The following is a 15,565-nucleotide window of genomic DNA, read 5'->3' on the forward strand; positions in this document are numbered from 1 at the left end:
GATTTGTGACGCCCCGTCTCGGCGGCGTCACGTGATGTGCCACAATGTCAGTGGCCGCCTGATTGATGTGTCAGCAGCGATCGGCGGCCGTCAGCAAATGAACGTGCTCCGGGGTCGGTGAAAGTCCGAACCGGCGGTGATAGTCCGCGACCCGGCGGCCCTCTCGCTCCGAGAAGGCCAAAGGTTGAACCGGTGGAACTCCGGTACCGACAGTCAAAGTCTGGATGGGAGAAGCACGTGCAGTCTGTGGTGTGCCGTCGTGGCGCGCCGCTTCTGTCGCAACCCCGGAGCCGCTGCGGTCCGGAAAGGAAGGTTGCGATGGACTTCTTGCAGTGGCTCTTGACGGCGCAGATCCCCATGGCGGGGTCGGCGCTTCTTCTTCGCGAGGTGCTCGGCAACGCGTTCGGCCTCGCGAGCGCCCTCGGCGGGATGGCCCGCCGCGTGTGGGCTTGGCCCGTGGGAATCGCGGGAAATCTTCTCCTGGTGACTGTTTTTGCCGGAACGGCCTTTGCCTCGGCTTTCGGCATCGCGCCCGAGGCGGGTGTCGGCTCGGCGACGCTCTGGGGTCAGGTTGGCCGGCAGATCATGTTCCTCGCGGTCTCGGCCTACGGATGGGCCGAGTGGCACCGCGAAGGGCACGCCAGCGCGGACCAGAGCGGCGCGGTGGCGCCGCGGTGGGCGAGCGGCCGCGCGCGGCTGGGCCTCGTCCTCGCGATGGCTGTCGGCACGGCGGCGCTGACCCCCCTCTTCGCGGCATTCGGGTCGTATCCTCCGGTGTGGGCGGACGCGTGGACCTTCATGGGCTCGCTTCTCGCGACCTACGGGATGGCGCGCGGCTGGACCGAATTCTGGCTCATCTGGGTAGCCGTCGACGTCGTCGGCGTGCCCCTTCTCTTCAGCGCGGGGTATTACGCGAGCGGGACGATGTATGCGTTCTATGGTGCGTTCACCCTGACGGGCTTCTTCGTGTGGTGGCGCGCCCAGCTTCGCGAGGCCGGCCGGGCGGCTTCCTCCGCTCCGGACTCCGCGCCCGCCGAGGCTGCGGAGGTGATCGGGTGAACGCGATCGGCGTGTCGGAGACCGCGTCGCCGCGCGCGGCGGACCGCGATGCCGCCCACATGCGGACCGCGCTCGGGCTCGCAGCGCAGGGCGTCCGCGGCGCGAACCCCCTCGTGGGCGCCGTCGCGGTCGCCCCGGACGGAACCGTCCTCGCCACGGGCTTCCACCGCGGCGCCGGGACCGCGCACGCCGAAGCCGACGCGATCGCGACGGCCCGGCGCGACGGCGTCGACCTCGCGGGCGCGACGATGTACGTGACCCTCGAGCCGTGCAACCACACGGGCCGCACGGGGCCGTGCGCCCAGGCGCTCATCTCGGCGGGCGTCGCGCGCGTCGTGTACGCGATCGACGATCCGCACGACGCCGCCTCGGGTGGCGCCCGCACGCTGCGGGCCGCGGGCGTGCACGTCGACTCGGGCGTGCTCGCGGACGACGCCGAACACCTCAATGAGCGCTGGCTCGCCGCAGTGCGGGCGCGCCGCCCGTTCGTGACTGTGCACATCGCGCAGACGCTCGACGCGCGGATCGCCGCCGAGGACGGCACGAGCCAGTGGATCACGTGCCCCGAGTCCCTCGCCGACAACCACGCGATCCGCTCCCGCATCGACGCGATCCTCGTCGGCTCCGAGACCGTCGCCGTCGACAATCCACGCCTCACGGCACGCGGCGCGGACGGAGGCCTTCTGGACCATCAGCCGCTGCGCGTCGTCATGGGCCTCCGAGATGTCCCCGACGGCGCAGCCGTCCGGGGGACAGACGGCCGGTTCCACCACGTGAGGACTCAGGACCCGGCTGCCGCGCTCGCCGAGCTGTTCGGGCTCGGCGCCCGACACGTCATGGTGGAGGGCGGCTCCCGCATCATCGCGGCGTTCCTTGCGGCCGGACTCGTGGATGAGCTCATCGTCTACGAAGCCCCGGTCTTCCTCGGCACGGGGAAGAGCTCTGTGGCCGATCTCGGCATCCGCACGCTCGCCGACGCTCAGCATTGGGCGTGGGACGAAAGCGGCGGAGGTGCCGTCCAGCGGCTCGGCCACGACCTCCGCCTCCACCTGCGGCCCGCGTCCGCGCCCTCCCAGCACACTCTTGCCCCAGCAGAAGGAAGCCACTGATGTTCACCGGAATCATCGCAGAGCGCGGCACCGTCGAGGCCGTCGAGTCCACGGGCGAAAGCGCGGTCATCACGCTCACCGCGCCGAGCCTCGCGGAGGACCTCCCGCTCGGAGGCTCGATCGCCGTCGACGGATGCTGCCTCACCGCGGTCCGCAACGACGGGCACTCCTTCTCCGTCGACGTCATGGGGGAGTCCCTCCAGCGCACGACCATCGGCTCGCTTGCCCCGGGCGACGCCGTGAACCTCGAGCGCTGCGTTCCCGCGGGCGGGCGCCTCGACGGGCACGTGGTCCAGGGCCACGTCGACGGCGTGGGCGCCCTTCTTGAGCGGGAACCGCTCGAGAACTGGCACCGGCTGCGCTTCTCGATCCCCGCCGGGCTCGCGCCGTATGTCGCCGAGAAGGGCTCGATCGCGGTCGACGGCGTCTCCCTCACCGTGACGGCCGTGAGCCCCGCGCGAGAGGCCGACCAGTGGTTCGAGGTGGGCCTCATTCCCGCGACCCTCGCTGAGACCGGCCTCGGCGCCAAACCCTTGGGCGGCCGCGTCAATCTCGAGGTCGACGTGCTCGCGAAGTACACGGCTCGGCTCCTGTCCTTCGGGGCGAAGACCGAGGGGGCGACGGCATGAGCGCCCACGCGCAGGCGATCCGCCTCGAGCCCATCCAGGCCGCCGTCGACGCGCTCCGTCACGGCCGACCCGTCGTCGTCGTCGACGACGAGGACCGGGAGAACGAGGGCGACATCATCTTCGCCGCCCAGTTCTCGACGCCCGCGCTCATGGGCTGGACCATCCGCCATACCTCGGGCGTAGTGTGCGTGCCCCTCGACGGCGCCTCGGCGGACCGGCTCGCGCTCCCGCCGATGGTCGAGCTCAACGAGGATTCGAAGGGGACCGCCTACACCGTTTCGTGCGATCTCCGCTTCGGGGTCTCGACCGGGATCAGCGCAACCGACCGGTCCAAGACCGTCGCGGCCCTCGCGGACGCGTCCTCGACTGCCGCCGATTTCACGCGGCCGGGGCATATATTCCCGCTGCGGGCGGTTGACGGAGGTGTGCTGGCCCGGCGCGGCCACACCGAGGCGGCCGTCGACCTGTGCCGTCTGGCAGGCTTGGCTCCAGTAGGAGTGATCGCAGAAGTGGTCCACGACGACGGAGAGATGATGCGGCTGCCCGCCTTGCGCGGCTTTGCCGACGAGTTCGGCTGCCCCCTCGTCTCGATCGCGGACCTCGTCGAATTCATGGCGTCCCGGGCGGGCGTCGGGGAGGAATGAAATGGGCAGCATGAGCGCGGCCGGTGCGAACGGGGCGCGCCGCCGTCATCCCGTGACCGGCGGCCCGGTCGTCAAGCTTCCGACGGCGTTCGGCGATTTCGTGGCCCAGGCCTGGGTCGACGAGGAGACGGGCGCGGAGCACCTTGCGGTGAGCTCGCCCGAGCCGCCGGCCGACGGCGTCGCGCCCCTCGTGCGCCTCCACTCGGAGTGCCTCACGGGTGACGTCTTCGGCTCGTACCGCTGCGACTGCGGCGAACAGCTCGCGTACGCGCTCGCGCTCATCCGCGAAGAGGGCGGAACGCTCCTGTACCTGCGCGGGCAGGAGGGCCGCGGGATCGGCCTCGCGAACAAGATCAAGGCGTATGCGCTCCAAGAAGCGGGCTTCGACACCGTCGAGGCCAACGAGCAGCTCGGCCTTCCGGTCGATGCACGGTGCTACAAGGCGGCCGCGCAGATCCTTGCGGAGATGGGCCTCACACAGATCCGGCTCCTGAGCAACAACCCGGACAAGCAGAACCGGCTTGCGCAGGCCGGTGTGCACGTCGTCGAGATGGTCCCGACCGAAGTGCCTTCGCGGGCCGAGAACCTGCGCTACCTCCAGACGAAGAAGGAGCGCATGGATCATCGCCTCACCCTCGACGTCGAAGCCGTGCTTCCGCGGCTTCCGCGCATCAACACAGACAACGACTGACCCGCCCGACAACGGCAGAAGGAACCATCCACGTGAGCGGATACGGCGCCCCCCTCCTTTCCCTTGACGACCCTCAGCTCGCCGAGCTCCGGCTCGCGATTGTTGCCGCGAGCTGGCACACCCAGATCATGGACGGCCTCCTCGATGGTGCCCTGCGGGCCGCACGCGAGGCGGGCATCGAGTCGCCGACGGTCGTGCGCGTTCCGGGGAGCTTCGAGCTGCCCGTTGTTGCGGGCCGGCTTGCGGACACCCATGACGCGGTCGTCGCGCTCGGCGTCGTGATCCGCGGTGGGACCCCGCACTTCGAATACGTGTGCGAGGCGGCGACGTCCGGGCTCACCGACGTGAGCGTGCGCTCGGGCGTGCCCGTGGGCTTTGGTGTGCTCACGTGCGATACCGAACAGCAGGGCCTTGACCGCGCCGGGCTGCCGGGCTCGTCCGAGGACAAGGGGCATGAGGCGACGACGGCGGCGCTGCTCACCGCGGCGACCCTGCGGTCCCTCTGACCCGGCCCGCACGCCCCGTGTTGGCTTCGTCACATGGGCCGCGTCACGGGGCCGCCCGCGGTGCGGGCGGCCCTGCACGCTCCAGTAGGCTTGACCCGTGAAGGATTTCGAGTCGCTGTTCGCCGAGCTCAGCGAGAAGGCGACGAGTCGCCCCCAGGGCTCCCGCACCGTCGCCGAGCTGGACTCGGGAGTCCACGGCATCGGGAAGAAGATCGTCGAAGAGGCCGCCGAAGTGTGGATGGCGGCCGAGTATGAGTCGGACGGGGCCGCTGCGGAGGAGATCTCCCAGCTCCTGTACCACGTCCAGGTCCTCATGATCGCGAAGGGACTCACGCTCGAAGACGTGTACACGCATCTCTAGCCGCGGCGCGCGCCTGCCCTTCCTTTGTCCCGGGCGCCCCGTGGCGAGAAGCCGAGCACACCTCCCCTCGAGACCAGAAAGACTCCCATGCTCCGTGTAGCAGTCCCCAACAAGGGCTCCCTGTCCGAAGCCGCCTCCTCGATGCTTGCCGAGGCAGGCTACCGCCAGCGGCGCGAGGGCCGCGAGCTGGTTATGCTCGACCCCGAGAACGACGTCGAGTTCTTCTTCCTCCGCCCCCGCGACATCGCCGTCTACGTCGGCCAGGGCACGCTCGACGTCGGCATCACCGGCCGCGACCTGCTCATCGATGCCGAGGTAGAGGCGGAAGAGCTCCTCCCGCTGGGCTTCGCGGCCTCGACGTTCCGGTTCGCGGGGCCCGCGGGCGAGTTCTCATCCGTGTCCGAGCTCGAGGGGCGCCGCGTCGCGACGAGCTACGACGGCCTCCTCCGCACGTACCTCAAGGAGCAGGGCGTGACGCCGGCGCGGATCGTCCGGCTCGACGGGGCCGTCGAATCCTCGGTGCGCCTCGGCGTCGCGGACGCGATCGCGGACGTCGTCGAGACGGGCAACACGCTCAAGGCCGCGGGAATGGCCGTGTTCGGCGAGCCGATCCTCCAGTCCGAGGCCGTCCTCATCGGCCGGCGCGGCCACGCGCTCACGGCAATCGACGTCCTCATCCGACGCCTCACGGGTGTCCTGGTGGCCCGCAAGTACGTCCTCATGGACTACGACGTGCGGAAAGACCTCGTCGAGCAGGCCTCGGCCCTCACGCCGGGCCTCGAGTCGCCCACGGTCTCGCCCCTCCGCGATTCCGATTGGGTCGCCGTGCGCTCGATGGTGCCGAAGAGGGACACGAACCGCGTCATGGACGAGCTCTACGAGCTCGGCGCGCGCGCGATCCTCGTGAGCAGCATCCACGCGTGCCGGATCTAGGTTCAGAGCCAGGAAGGGAGCGGGCCATGGGCGTCGCCGTCCGTGTCATTCCATGCCTCGACGTCGATGCGGGCCGCGTCGTGAAGGGCGTCAACTTCCAGGGGCTCCGCGACGCGGGAGATCCCGTCGAGCTCGCCCACCGCTACGACCGCGCCGGAGCGGACGAACTCACGTTCCTCGACGTCACGGCGTCCTCCTCGGGGCGCGAGACGACCTTCGACGTCGTACGCCGCACCGCGGAGGAGGTCTTCATCCCGCTCACCGTGGGAGGCGGCGTGCGCGCGGTTTCCGACGTCGACCGCCTCCTGCGGGAGGGCGCGGACAAGGCGTCGATCAACACCGCGGCGATCGCGCGCCCCGAGGTCATCGACGAGATCACGCGCCACTTCGGCTCGCAGGTGCTCGTCCTCTCGGTGGATGCCCGCCGCGTCCAGGGGGAGACGAGCACGCCGTCGGGCTTCGAGGTCACGACGCACGGCGGGCGCCGTGGGACCGGCATCGACGCCGTCGCATGGGCGAAGGAGGCGGCAGACCGCGGCGTGGGGGAGATCCTGCTCAACTCGATCGACGCCGACGGTACGAAAGAAGGCTTCGACCTCGAGCTCATCCGGCTCATCCGCGCCGCCGTGAACGTTCCGCTCATCGCGTCGGGCGGCGCGGGGGCGCCCGAGCATTTCCCGCCCGCGATCGAGGCGGGCGCGGACGCCGTCCTGGCCGCGTCGATGTTCCACTTCGGTCCGGACGACATGATCGCGCAGGTCAAGTCCGCCATCCGCGCGGCGGGTCACGAGGTCCGCTGACCGCCTTCCGACGCGGCGCCCGCTTGAGGCGCGCGCCGTCGTCGGTCTCGGGGGTTTCTAAGCGCGCCGCAGCCGCCCCGCCTCAGTCCACCCGGGTCCGAGGTAGGGCGGCTGTTCCGTGCCGTCGGCCACGGTATAGATGGTTTCGGCGCCCTCGGCGAACGCCTCCTGGGCGAGTGCCGAGAGGAGGCCGGGCCCGAGCTGGTCGGGCGACTGCCCAGGCTCGAATTCGAAGCGGCCGACGGCGGCGATCCCGTTCCCGAACGCGATGCGCGCCTTCGCCGCGGGTCGCCCGAAGAGGGTGAGCTCGACGATGTCGTACGCCCCGAGGGGAGCCTCGACGAGGTCGGCGCCTTCGGGCAGGGCCGGCGCCTCGTCGACCTCCGAGGTCGCGATGCGGAATACGGCCGCCTCGCCGGCTTCCTCGGGCGACGCGGCGAGGCGATCCCGCGCGTCCCCGCTCAGGGCAGCCCAAAGCGGGGCGATGGATGTCCAGACTTCGTCGAACGCGGGCATGGTGGTGCGTCCTTTCCGTGGCGGCGCCGCCCGCATGACGCAGGCGGCACGGCTGTCAGGGGCCGACGTCGGCAGTCGTGAGGAGAGCGACGGCGTCTGGCTGGCCTTCGAAGGTCACGAGCGCGTGCGAGCCCCGCCCGCTCGCATGCAGGAGAAGCTCACCGGGCTCGCCGACGATTGCGACGGAGACGGGCGCGCGCTTGGCCACGTGGCGCGGGCCGTGCGGGCTCACGAGCACGATGCCGAGGTCGACGCCGCGGTACAGGATCGCGGCGTGCCGCACGAGGTGATCCCACAATGCGTCCGCGTAGGCGGTGTCGAGCGCCCGGGGTGCCCACTTCGCCGTCGCGCGCCGCACGTCCTCCGTGTGCACGAAGAATTCCGTGAGGTTGGCCGCCTCGTCGAAGCGGCCGATGCGCAGCGGGGACGCCTTGGGCGGGCCGGACCGGAAGGCCTCGACGAGCGAGGCGTACGCCTCAGCCGTCGCGTGCTTGCCGGCGAGCCGCGCGGTCGCCCCGTCCGAGACGCCGCGGAGCCCGCGCACCGCGAGGCCGAACCCGACGCGTGGGCTCCGCTCGCGCAGATAGAGGTGCGCCGCGAGCTCTTTCGTGGTCCAGCCCTCGCACAAAGTGGGTGCGTTCGGGCCAGCCGCGAGCAAGGTCTCGGCGAGGACTTCCCGGGATGGAGGAACGAAGAGCATCACTAGCGAAACTAGCACGCTCGCGGGCGCCCGCGCGCGGGGACGGGTGTGCACGCGACGCGCACTAGACTTGAGAGGATGTCTGAGCAGAGCAACCCCATTCCAGATGCGGCCGGAGCAGCCGCCGGGACCACCGCGGACGAGGACGCCGTCCTCGCTTCGGGCGTCGGCGCCCTGACCCTTCCCGCGGACGTCGCCGAGCGGCTCAAGCGGGACGCGGCCGGCCTTGTGGCCGCCGTCATCCAGCAGCACGACACCCGCGAGGTGCTCATGGTGGGCTGGATGGACGACGAGGCGCTCCGCCGCACCCTCACGAGCGGACGGGTCACGTTCTGGTCCCGCTCCCGGCAGGAGTACTGGCGCAAGGGCGATACCTCGGGCCACGTGCAGTGGGTCAAGTCCGTCGCGCTCGACTGCGACGGCGACGCGCTCCTGGTCGAGGTCGACCAGATCGGCGCGGCGTGCCACACGGGCACGCGGACCTGCTTCGACGGCCGGGGGATCCCCGCCGTCGTCGGCAGCGACTGAGCCCCGTGACCCTTAACCGCCCGCCCGCGCCGGACTTAACCGCCCACCCGCCCCGGGCTTAACCGCCCACCCGCGCCGACCGAAAGCCACCACGCACGCCATGCTCGACCTCGGAGTCATCGAACCCTCGCTCGGGGAGTTCCGCGCGCTCGCCGCGGACCGTCGGGTCGTCCCCGTCCACGTCAAGCTCCTCGCGGACGCCGAGACGCCCATCAGCCTCTACCGCAAGCTCGCCGACGGGCATCCGGGCACGTTCCTCTTCGAGTCGGCGGCCGTGGGCGGAGCGTGGTCGCGCTATTCGTTCATCGGCGCCGAGTCGCGAGCGACGCTCACGAGCAAGGGTGGCGAGGCGCACTGGACGGGCGAGCCGCCCGTCGGCGTCCCGACGAGCGGCAACCCGCTCGAGGCCCTCCGCGACACGGTCGCGGCCCTGCGGACCGAGCGCTTCGGGGACCTTCCCCCGCTCACGTCGGGCATGGTCGGCTTCGTCGGCTGGGAGGCTGTGCGCCGCTGGGAGAAGCTCGTGTCGCCGCCCGAGGACGATCTCGAGCTGCCCGAGCTCGCGATGAACCTCGTGACCGATCTCGCCGTCCACGACAACGTCGACGGCACCGTGACGCTCGTCGCGAACGCGATCAACTTCGACAACAGCGACGAGCGGGTCGACGAGGCCTGGCACGACGCCGTCACGCGGCTCACGCGCATGGTCGAGCGCGTGCTGAAGCCGGCGCCCGCGGCCGTCTCGGTCCTCGGGCCCGTGATCGACTATCGGGACAAGGTCCAGGAGAACTGGGAGGAGTCCGGCTATCTCGCCGCGATCGCGCGCGGCAAGGAGGCCATCGTCGACGGCGAGGTCTTCCAGGTGGTCATCTCGCGGCGGTTCGAGCTCGACTTCGACGCGGCGCCGCTCGACGTGTACCGCGTCCTGCGGGCCCTCAACCCGAGCCCGTACATGTACCTCCTGAGCCTCGCGGACGCGGACGGCCGCGAGTACTCGATCGTCGGCTCGTCGCCCGAGGCGCTCGTGACCGTCACGGGGGACCAGGTCGTGACCCACCCGATCGCGGGCTCGCGTCCGCGCGGTGCGACCGTCGAGGCGGACCGTGCCCTTGCCGACGAACTCCTCGCGGACGACAAGGAGCGGGCCGAGCACCTCATGCTCGTCGACCTCGCGCGCAACGACCTCTCCAAGGTGTGCCGCCCGGGCACGGTCGAGGTGAGCGAGTTCATGGCGGTCGAGCGATTCAGCCACATCATGCACCTCGTCTCGACCGTCGACGGCCGCCTGCGGCCTGACGCGACGGCCTATGACGTGCTCGCGGCCACGTTCCCCGCGGGAACGCTCTCGGGCGCCCCCAAGCCCCGCGCGCTGCGCCTGCTCGACGAGGTCGAGCCACGGCGGCGCGGCGTGTACGGCGGCGTCGTGGGCTACTTCGACTTCGCCGGGGACATGGACATGGCGATCGCGATCCGCACGGCGCTCCTGCGCGAGGGCCGCGCGTATGTCCAGTCGGGCGGCGGCATCGTCGCCGACTCCGACCCCGCCACGGAGGCCCTCGAGTCGGTCAACAAGGCGGCCGCGCCGCTGCGCGCGGTCCACACCGCCTCGGCCCTCCGCTCCGCGAGCACGCTCCCCGGCGTGGGAGTCGGGAGCGCTCGTGCCTGAGCCATCCGAGACGGTGGACCGCACGACGGCCGGACACGAGCCTCGCCGCGTGGCGGTGTGGGCGCGCAAGTCCACGGTCGTGGCGCTCAGCGTCCTCGTGGCCGTCGTGGCCTTCGCGACGACGACCCAGACGTGGGTCGATGCCGACGTGCAGGGCGCTGCCGTACGGACCGCGCACGTCGCGGTCCAGGGCAGCAAGGCAGCAACGGCCGTGACGGCCCTCGCGCTCGTTGGCCTCGCCGGGGTCCTCGCGGCCGCCGTCGCCGGCCGGATCGGGCGCGGCGTGGCGAGCGTCGTCGTCGTCCTCGCGGGACTCGGCGTCGCGGCGGCCTGCCTCGCCGTCATCGCGGACCCACGGGGCGCCGCCGACAGCTCGATCGCCAAGGCAACGGGCGCCTCGGGGGGCCCCGCGACGACGGCGCTCACGTGGTACCCGGCGGCGGCCGCCGTCGCGGGCCTGCTCCTCGCGCTGTGCGGCGTGCTCGCCTTGCTCGCCTCCCGCCGATGGCCCACCCGCACGAAATACGACGCCGGCCGCCCCGGCGCGTCGCGGGGGCGGGCAGGGGCCGCGGACGACGGCGCGCGCACAGGCGATCGGGCAGGCGAGCCGGCTGGGCGGGTCGACGACATCGACGGCTGGGACCAGCTCACGCGCGGCGAGGATCCGACCGACTGAGCTCCGGGCGCCGCGAGCACGCTGCCGCGCCTCGCGCACGACGACGCGGAACGCCCTGGAGGCCGTCACGTCCCGCCGAAGATGGCAGAATGGCCAGTAGACCCCCCGAATGAGGAGAAGGAAGACATGAGCAACGCGAGCGGTTCCCAGAGCAGCACCAAGGCGGTCGTCCACGGCGAGGACCTCGGCCACGGGAACAGCCCTGCCGCGTGGACCTGCGTCTTCATCATGCTGATCGGCGCCCTCGTCTCGAGCATCGCGTTCGCGATCGCGAACTCCCCGATCTTCTGGGCTGGCGTCGTCATCATCGGCATCGGCCTCGTGGTCGGCTGGGCGATGCGTCGCGCGGGCTACGGCGTGGGCGGCAGCAAGCTCAAGAACACCCACTGATGTCGACGGTCCTCGACGACATCATCGTCGGCGTCCGCGAGGACCTCGGCGATCGCATGAGGGAGCTCCCGCTCGGCGCAGTCCGCGACGCAGCCACCCAGCGCCCCGCCGCGCTCGACGCGTTCGCGGCCCTCGGCGGGCTCGACGCTCCCCGCCGTGAGCTCAAGGTCATTGCCGAGGTCAAGCGCCGGAGTCCCTCGAAGGGCCAGCTCGCGGACATCGTGGATCCGGCACGGCTCGCGCGCGACTACGCCGACGGCGGCGCCTCGGTGATCAGCGTCCTCACGGAGCGGCGCCGCTTCAGCGGAAGCCTCGCCGACTTCGACGCCGTGCGCTCGGCCGTCGAGATTCCGCTCCTGCGCAAGGACTTCATGGTTGACGAGTACCAGTTCCACGAGGCGCGCGCCCACGGCGCGGACCTCGTCCTGCTCATCGCGGCCGCGCTCGATGACGTCCAGCTCAAGGACTTCCTCGAGCTCACCCACGAGCTCGGCATGAACGCCCTCGTCGAGACGCACACCGAGGAGGAGGTCGACCGAGGCCTCGCCGCCGGTGCGAGGATCCTCGGCGTCAACGTCCGCAACCTCAAGACGCTCGACGTCGACCGCTCCGTGTTCGGCCGGCTCGCCGGCCGCATTCCCTCGGGCCCGATCATCGTGGCCGAATCGGGCGTGCGGGGATCCGACGACGTCGCGGAGTACGCGGGCCTCGGCGCGAACGCGGTGCTCGTCGGCGAGGCGCTCGTGACGCACGGTTCCCCGCGGGAGCGGATCGCGGACTTCCAGCGCCGCGGCGCCGTGGCCATCGCCGAGCGCCTCAACCGGCGATCATGATCGACATGCGCTGAGCGTCGACCTGCCTCGAGCTGGCGCCCCGGCTCGCGGCCTGGGCACGCCCGGCAGACAACAACCAAGGACGGAGAGATTCGTGGCCGAGAACGCGCCAGAAGCATCCGCGGCGGCCCCCGGCCCGAGCGCGGACCCGAACGATTCCCAGGGGCCTGCTGACGCCTTCCTCGGGGGAAGCCTGCGCCACGCGTCGGGGCCCTACTACGGCGCCTACGGCGGACGCTGGATGCCCGAGTCGCTGATCGCCGCACTCGACGAGCTCGAGGAGACGTTCGAAAAGGCCAAGCAGGATCCCGACTTCCTCGCCGAGATCGCGGAACTCAACCGGAACTACTCAGGCCGCCCCTCGCTCCTGACCGAGGCCAAGCGCTTCTCGGCCCACGCAGGTGGGGTCCGTGTCTTCCTCAAGCGCGAGGACCTCAACCACACGGGATCGCACAAGATCAACAACGTGCTCGGACAGGCGCTCCTCGCAAAGCGCATGGGCAAGACGCGCATCATCGCCGAGACGGGCGCGGGCCAGCACGGCGTCGCGAGCGCAACCGCGGCCGCATTCCTCGGCCTCGACTGCGTCGTGTACATGGGAGCCGAGGACTGCCGCCGGCAGGCGCTCAACGTGGCCCGCATGCAGCTCCTCGGGGCCGAGGTCGTCCCCGTCACGAACGGGTCGCAGACCCTCAAGGACGCGATCAACGACGCGCTGCGGGACTGGGTCGCGAACGTGGAGACGACGCACTACCTCCTCGGGACGGCGGCGGGGGCCCATCCGTTCCCGGCCATGGTCCGGTTCTTCCACGAGGTGATCGGGGACGAGGCCCGCGAGCAGATACTCGACCAGACGGGCCGCCTCCCGGACGCCGTGTGCGCGTGCATCGGCGGCGGCTCGAACGCGATCGGCATCTTCCACGGCTTCCTCGACGACGCGTCGGTGCGGCTGTACGGCTTCGAGGCCGGCGGCGAAGGGGTCGAGAGCGGGCGCCACGCGGCGACGATCACCCTGGGCCGCCCGGGCGTGCTGCACGGCGCGCGCTCGTACCTCATGCAGGACGAGGATGGCCAGACGATCGAGTCGCACTCGATCTCGGCAGGCCTCGACTACCCGGGGGTCGGCCCCGAGCATTCGTACCTCCACGACATCGGCCGCGTGGCGTATGAGCCCATCACGGACACGGAGGCGATGGAGGCGTTCAGCCTCCTGTGCCGCACCGAGGGCATCATTCCCGCGATCGAGTCGTCCCATGCGCTCGCGGGGGCCATCAAGGTGGGCCAGCGACTCGCTGCCGAAGGCGGCGACCCGGGCGAACGGATCGTGGTCGTGAACCTCTCGGGCCGGGGGGACAAGGATGTCCAGACCGCGGCCGACTGGTTCGGCATGCTCGACGAGGACGGCCAGGTCAAGGGCACGACGCTTTCGACGAGGCGGCCCAAGGGGGCCAATCCGCACACGGCCGACGAGGCCGGCACGGGGGAGGAGAACGCATGAGCGCGTCGGAGCAGACGGTGCCCGGCACCGGGGAACGCGCGGCCGTGAGCAGGGTCGCGGCCGCGATCGACCGCGCGAAGGCCGAGGGCCGTGCGGCCCTCGTGGGCTATCTGCCCGCGGGCTTCCCGAGCGTGCAGGAGAGCATCGACGCCGCGATCGAACTCGCGCGGAACGGTGCGGACATCATCGAGATCGGCATCCCGTACTCGGATCCCGTCATGGACGGCAGCGTCATCCAGGCCGCGACGACCGAGGCGCTCGCCCACGGCTTCCGGGTTGCGAGCGTGTTCGACGTCGTCAAGGCCGTCACGGACGCGACGGCCGAGCTCGGCACCGCGGTGCTCGTCATGACCTACTGGAACCCCGTCATGCGAATGGGCGTCGACGAGTTCGCGCGCCGCCTCGCCGAGGCCGGGGGAGCGGGCCTCATCACGCCTGACCTCATCCCGGACGAGGCGGCCGAGTGGTTCGACGCGTCCGACAAGTACGGCCTCGACCGTGTGTTCCTCGTGGCCCCCTCGACGACGCCCGAGCGCATGGCCATGACGGTGGCCGCGACGCGCGGCTTCACGTACGCCGTATCCCTCATGGGGGTGACGGGAGCCCGCGAGGCCGTCGACGAGAGCGCCCAGCGCGTCGTCGCCGGTGCCCGCGACGCGGGTGCCGAACGGGTGTGCGTCGGGCTCGGCGTCTCGAACGCCGGGCACGTGCGCGAGATTGCGGCCTATGCCGACGGCGTGATCGTCGGCACCGCGATCGTCGTCGCGCTGCGCGACGGCGGCCCGGCGGCTGTGGGGCGGCTCGCCGCCGAGCTCAGCACGGGACTCGGCCGGACGACAGGCTCCGCGTGACGTTCGCCGTCAGGGCGGGCGCACTGGCGCCCGCGGCGATCCCGGCCCCCGGGTGGTCCGGGTTCGACATCCCGCTCCCGTGGGGCGCTCTGCGGATCCATGCGTATGCCCTCTGCATCCTCCTCGGCATCGTCGTGGCGCTGTGGCTCACGACGCGGCGTTGGAAGGCGCGGGGCGGCAGCGTGGATGCGATCTGGGACATCGCGATTTGGGCGATCCCGGCCGGGATCATCGGCGGGCGCCTCTACCACGTGTTCTCCTCCCCGGACCGCTACTTCGGCCCCGGGTACAACGGCACGGGCGACCTGTGGGCGATCCCGCGCATCTGGGAAGGCGGCCTCGGCATCTGGGGCGCCGTCGTCTTGGGCGCGGCCGGTGCCTGGATCGGCTGTCGTCGCGCCGGCGTTCGCCTCACGGCCTTCATGGACGCCGCCGCTCCCGGGCTCCTGCTCGCGCAGGCCATCGGCCGCTGGGGCAACTACTTCAACCAAGAGCTCTTCGGCGGGCCGACAACGCTGCCCTGGGGCCTCGAAGTGGATCCGTCGAGTCCGAATTTCCCAGCCGGATACGCGGTGGGCACGCTGTTCCACCCGACGTTCCTCTACGAATGCGTGTGGAACCTCGTCGGGGTCGTGCTTCTCGTGCTGCTCGACCGCCGGTTCCGCTTCCGGGGCGGGCGGCTCTTCTGGGTGTACGCGGCCTACTACACCCTCGGGCGCGTCTGGATCGAGGCGCTGCGGATCGATGCCGCCCAGCAGATCACGCTGTTCGGCGTCACGGCGCGCCTCAACGTGTGGACGAGCATCGTCGTCTTCCTCGCGTCTGTCCTCGTGCTCCTCGTCCTGAGCGTGCGCCGCGGACGCGAGACGGACGGCGTGTGGGCTGCGGGCCGCGAGCCGCGCGAGGCGGACGAAGGCGATGCAACAGGTGATGCGCGCGCGGCAACAGCCATCCAGCATTCGGACTCGTCCGTCTCGGAATACGGCGACCGTGGTAAGGTGACGTCACACCGAGCCGCCCTCGATGACCCGCGTCCCGCATCTCAGGACGCGTCGGATTCGGCAGAGGACGACGGCAAGTAGGCTTCGGCCAGGCTCGCCACGATTGCAGGCCACCGCCCGCGCGTCGCTCGCACCACAACGATGTGGGTCACCGGTCACCCGTGCTCCGTGAAG

General features: G+C 71.2%; 19 protein-coding genes and 1 riboswitch. Of the genes, 17 read left to right on the forward strand and 2 right to left on the reverse strand.

All coding sequences use genetic code 11. The features are described 5' to 3' along the window. The first annotated feature begins 100 nt into the window (after window positions 1-100). A riboswitch (FMN riboswitch) is annotated at window positions 101-240 on the forward strand. Window positions 241-318: 78 nt separating this feature from the next. The 9 genes from pnuC to hisF all read left to right on the forward strand — a co-directional run bounded on the left by pnuC (window position 319) and on the right by hisF (window position 6,732). Beyond that, window positions 319-1,059 (forward strand): nicotinamide riboside transporter PnuC, encoded by a 741-nt coding sequence (gene pnuC, locus SPF06_RS06235; protein WP_323278138.1) that lies wholly within the window; start codon window positions 319-321, stop codon window positions 1,057-1,059. Between the two features lie 59 nt (window positions 1,060-1,118). Beyond that, on the forward strand, window positions 1,119-2,168 hold the full coding sequence (ribD, locus tag SPF06_RS06240) for a bifunctional diaminohydroxyphosphoribosylaminopyrimidine deaminase/5-amino-6-(5-phosphoribosylamino)uracil reductase RibD (protein WP_323278290.1): 1,050 nt from the start codon (window positions 1,119-1,121) through the stop codon (window positions 2,166-2,168). Next, a complete protein-coding gene (locus SPF06_RS06245; protein WP_323278140.1) occupies window positions 2,168-2,797 on the forward strand; it encodes a riboflavin synthase in 630 nt (209 codons plus the stop codon). The genes ribD and SPF06_RS06245 overlap by 1 nt, the downstream gene beginning before the upstream one ends. Next, a complete protein-coding gene (ribB, locus tag SPF06_RS06250) occupies window positions 2,794-3,441 on the forward strand; it encodes a 3,4-dihydroxy-2-butanone-4-phosphate synthase (RefSeq protein ID WP_323278142.1) in 648 nt (215 codons plus the stop codon). The genes SPF06_RS06245 and ribB overlap by 4 nt, the downstream gene beginning before the upstream one ends. Window position 3,442: 1 nt before the next feature. Then, a complete protein-coding gene (gene ribA / locus SPF06_RS06255) occupies window positions 3,443-4,132 on the forward strand; it encodes a GTP cyclohydrolase II (RefSeq protein WP_323278143.1) in 690 nt (229 codons plus the stop codon). Window positions 4,133-4,164: 32 nt separating this feature from the next. Beyond that, window positions 4,165-4,638 carry a 6,7-dimethyl-8-ribityllumazine synthase gene (gene ribH / locus SPF06_RS06260; protein ID WP_323278144.1) on the forward strand — a complete coding sequence of 158 codons (474 nt, stop codon included), beginning with the start codon at window positions 4,165-4,167 and terminating at the stop codon, window positions 4,636-4,638. Between the two features lie 97 nt (window positions 4,639-4,735). Further along, on the forward strand, window positions 4,736-4,999 hold the full coding sequence (locus tag SPF06_RS06265) for a phosphoribosyl-ATP diphosphatase (protein WP_323278145.1): 264 nt from the start codon (window positions 4,736-4,738) through the stop codon (window positions 4,997-4,999). Window positions 5,000-5,086: 87 nt separating this feature from the next. Further along, window positions 5,087-5,932: an ATP phosphoribosyltransferase gene (hisG, locus tag SPF06_RS06270; protein ID WP_323278146.1), complete on the forward strand. Its 846-nt coding sequence runs from the start codon at window positions 5,087-5,089 to the stop codon at window positions 5,930-5,932. 26 nt (window positions 5,933-5,958) lie between these two features. Next, window positions 5,959-6,732 (forward strand): imidazole glycerol phosphate synthase subunit HisF, encoded by a 774-nt coding sequence (gene hisF, locus SPF06_RS06275; protein ID WP_323278147.1) that lies wholly within the window; start codon window positions 5,959-5,961, stop codon window positions 6,730-6,732. A 57-nt stretch (window positions 6,733-6,789) separates the two neighbouring features. On the opposite strand, the gene SPF06_RS06280 is transcribed toward hisF, so the two are convergent. Then, on the reverse strand, window positions 6,790-7,248 hold the full coding sequence (locus tag SPF06_RS06280) for a hypothetical protein (RefSeq protein ID WP_323278148.1): 459 nt from the start codon (window positions 7,246-7,248) through the stop codon (window positions 6,790-6,792). A 55-nt stretch (window positions 7,249-7,303) separates the two neighbouring features. Continuing rightward, the gene (locus tag SPF06_RS06285; RefSeq protein WP_323278150.1) at window positions 7,304-7,948 is read right to left on the reverse strand and encodes a TIGR03085 family metal-binding protein; all 645 of its coding nucleotides are present in this window, start codon (window positions 7,946-7,948) and stop codon (window positions 7,304-7,306) included. A gap of 78 nt (window positions 7,949-8,026) precedes the next feature. Here SPF06_RS06285 and hisI point away from each other — a divergent pair, with 78 nt between their 5' ends. The 8 genes from hisI (at window position 8,027) to lgt (ending at window position 15,472) form a co-directional block, all read left to right on the forward strand. Beyond that, window positions 8,027-8,476: a phosphoribosyl-AMP cyclohydrolase gene (gene hisI / locus SPF06_RS06290; protein WP_323278151.1), complete on the forward strand. Its 450-nt coding sequence runs from the start codon at window positions 8,027-8,029 to the stop codon at window positions 8,474-8,476. 100 nt (window positions 8,477-8,576) lie between these two features. Further along, a complete protein-coding gene (locus SPF06_RS06295) occupies window positions 8,577-10,142 on the forward strand; it encodes an anthranilate synthase component I (protein ID WP_323278153.1) in 1,566 nt (521 codons plus the stop codon). Next, the gene (locus SPF06_RS06300) at window positions 10,135-10,818 is read left to right on the forward strand and encodes a Trp biosynthesis-associated membrane protein (protein ID WP_323278154.1); all 684 of its coding nucleotides are present in this window, start codon (window positions 10,135-10,137) and stop codon (window positions 10,816-10,818) included. The genes SPF06_RS06295 and SPF06_RS06300 overlap by 8 nt, the downstream gene beginning before the upstream one ends. A 126-nt stretch (window positions 10,819-10,944) precedes the next feature. Further along, window positions 10,945-11,208: an HGxxPAAW family protein gene (locus SPF06_RS06305; RefSeq protein WP_323278156.1), complete on the forward strand. Its 264-nt coding sequence runs from the start codon at window positions 10,945-10,947 to the stop codon at window positions 11,206-11,208. Next, window positions 11,208-12,041 carry an indole-3-glycerol phosphate synthase TrpC gene (trpC, locus tag SPF06_RS06310; protein WP_323278157.1) on the forward strand — a complete coding sequence of 278 codons (834 nt, stop codon included), beginning with the start codon at window positions 11,208-11,210 and terminating at the stop codon, window positions 12,039-12,041. The genes SPF06_RS06305 and trpC overlap by 1 nt, the downstream gene beginning before the upstream one ends. A gap of 94 nt (window positions 12,042-12,135) precedes the next feature. Beyond that, a complete protein-coding gene (trpB, locus tag SPF06_RS06315; protein WP_428985716.1) occupies window positions 12,136-13,539 on the forward strand; it encodes a tryptophan synthase subunit beta in 1,404 nt (467 codons plus the stop codon). Next, a complete protein-coding gene (gene trpA, locus SPF06_RS06320) occupies window positions 13,536-14,390 on the forward strand; it encodes a tryptophan synthase subunit alpha (protein WP_323278158.1) in 855 nt (284 codons plus the stop codon). The genes trpB and trpA overlap by 4 nt, the downstream gene beginning before the upstream one ends. Next, window positions 14,387-15,472: a prolipoprotein diacylglyceryl transferase gene (lgt, locus tag SPF06_RS06325; RefSeq protein WP_323278159.1), complete on the forward strand. Its 1,086-nt coding sequence runs from the start codon at window positions 14,387-14,389 to the stop codon at window positions 15,470-15,472. Before trpA ends, lgt begins: the two co-directional genes overlap by 4 nt. Window positions 15,473-15,565: the final 93 nt, after the last annotated feature.

The sequence above is a fragment of the Sinomonas terricola genome, from assembly GCF_034931225.1.
Lineage (GTDB): Bacteria > Actinomycetota > Actinomycetes > Actinomycetales > Micrococcaceae > Sinomonas > Sinomonas terricola.

What these genes read in the sequence shown, in the direction of transcription:
- pnuC (WP_323278138.1), top strand. Translation starts at nt 319, where the DNA reads ATGGACTTCTTGCAGTGGCTCTTGACGGCGCAGATCCCCATGGCGGGG.
- ribD (WP_323278290.1), top strand. Translation starts at nt 1,119, where the DNA reads ATGCGGACCGCGCTCGGGCTCGCAGCGCAGGGCGTCCGCGGCGCGAAC.
- SPF06_RS06245 (WP_323278140.1), top strand. Translation starts at nt 2,168, where the DNA reads ATGTTCACCGGAATCATCGCAGAGCGCGGCACCGTCGAGGCCGTCGAG.
- ribB (WP_323278142.1), top strand. Translation starts at nt 2,794, where the DNA reads ATGAGCGCCCACGCGCAGGCGATCCGCCTCGAGCCCATCCAGGCCGCC.
- ribA (WP_323278143.1), top strand. Translation starts at nt 3,443, where the DNA reads ATGGGCAGCATGAGCGCGGCCGGTGCGAACGGGGCGCGCCGCCGTCAT.
- hisG (WP_323278146.1), top strand. Translation starts at nt 5,087, where the DNA reads ATGCTCCGTGTAGCAGTCCCCAACAAGGGCTCCCTGTCCGAAGCCGCC.
- hisF (WP_323278147.1), top strand. Translation starts at nt 5,959, where the DNA reads ATGGGCGTCGCCGTCCGTGTCATTCCATGCCTCGACGTCGATGCGGGC.
- SPF06_RS06280 (WP_323278148.1), bottom strand. Translation starts at nt 7,248, where the DNA reads ATGCCCGCGTTCGACGAAGTCTGGACATCCATCGCCCCGCTTTGGGCT.
- SPF06_RS06285 (WP_323278150.1), bottom strand. Translation starts at nt 7,948, where the DNA reads ATGCTCTTCGTTCCTCCATCCCGGGAAGTCCTCGCCGAGACCTTGCTC.
- hisI (WP_323278151.1), top strand. Translation starts at nt 8,027, where the DNA reads ATGTCTGAGCAGAGCAACCCCATTCCAGATGCGGCCGGAGCAGCCGCC.
- SPF06_RS06295 (WP_323278153.1), top strand. Translation starts at nt 8,577, where the DNA reads ATGCTCGACCTCGGAGTCATCGAACCCTCGCTCGGGGAGTTCCGCGCG.
- SPF06_RS06305 (WP_323278156.1), top strand. Translation starts at nt 10,945, where the DNA reads ATGAGCAACGCGAGCGGTTCCCAGAGCAGCACCAAGGCGGTCGTCCAC.
- trpC (WP_323278157.1), top strand. Translation starts at nt 11,208, where the DNA reads ATGTCGACGGTCCTCGACGACATCATCGTCGGCGTCCGCGAGGACCTC.
- trpA (WP_323278158.1), top strand. Translation starts at nt 13,536, where the DNA reads ATGAGCGCGTCGGAGCAGACGGTGCCCGGCACCGGGGAACGCGCGGCC.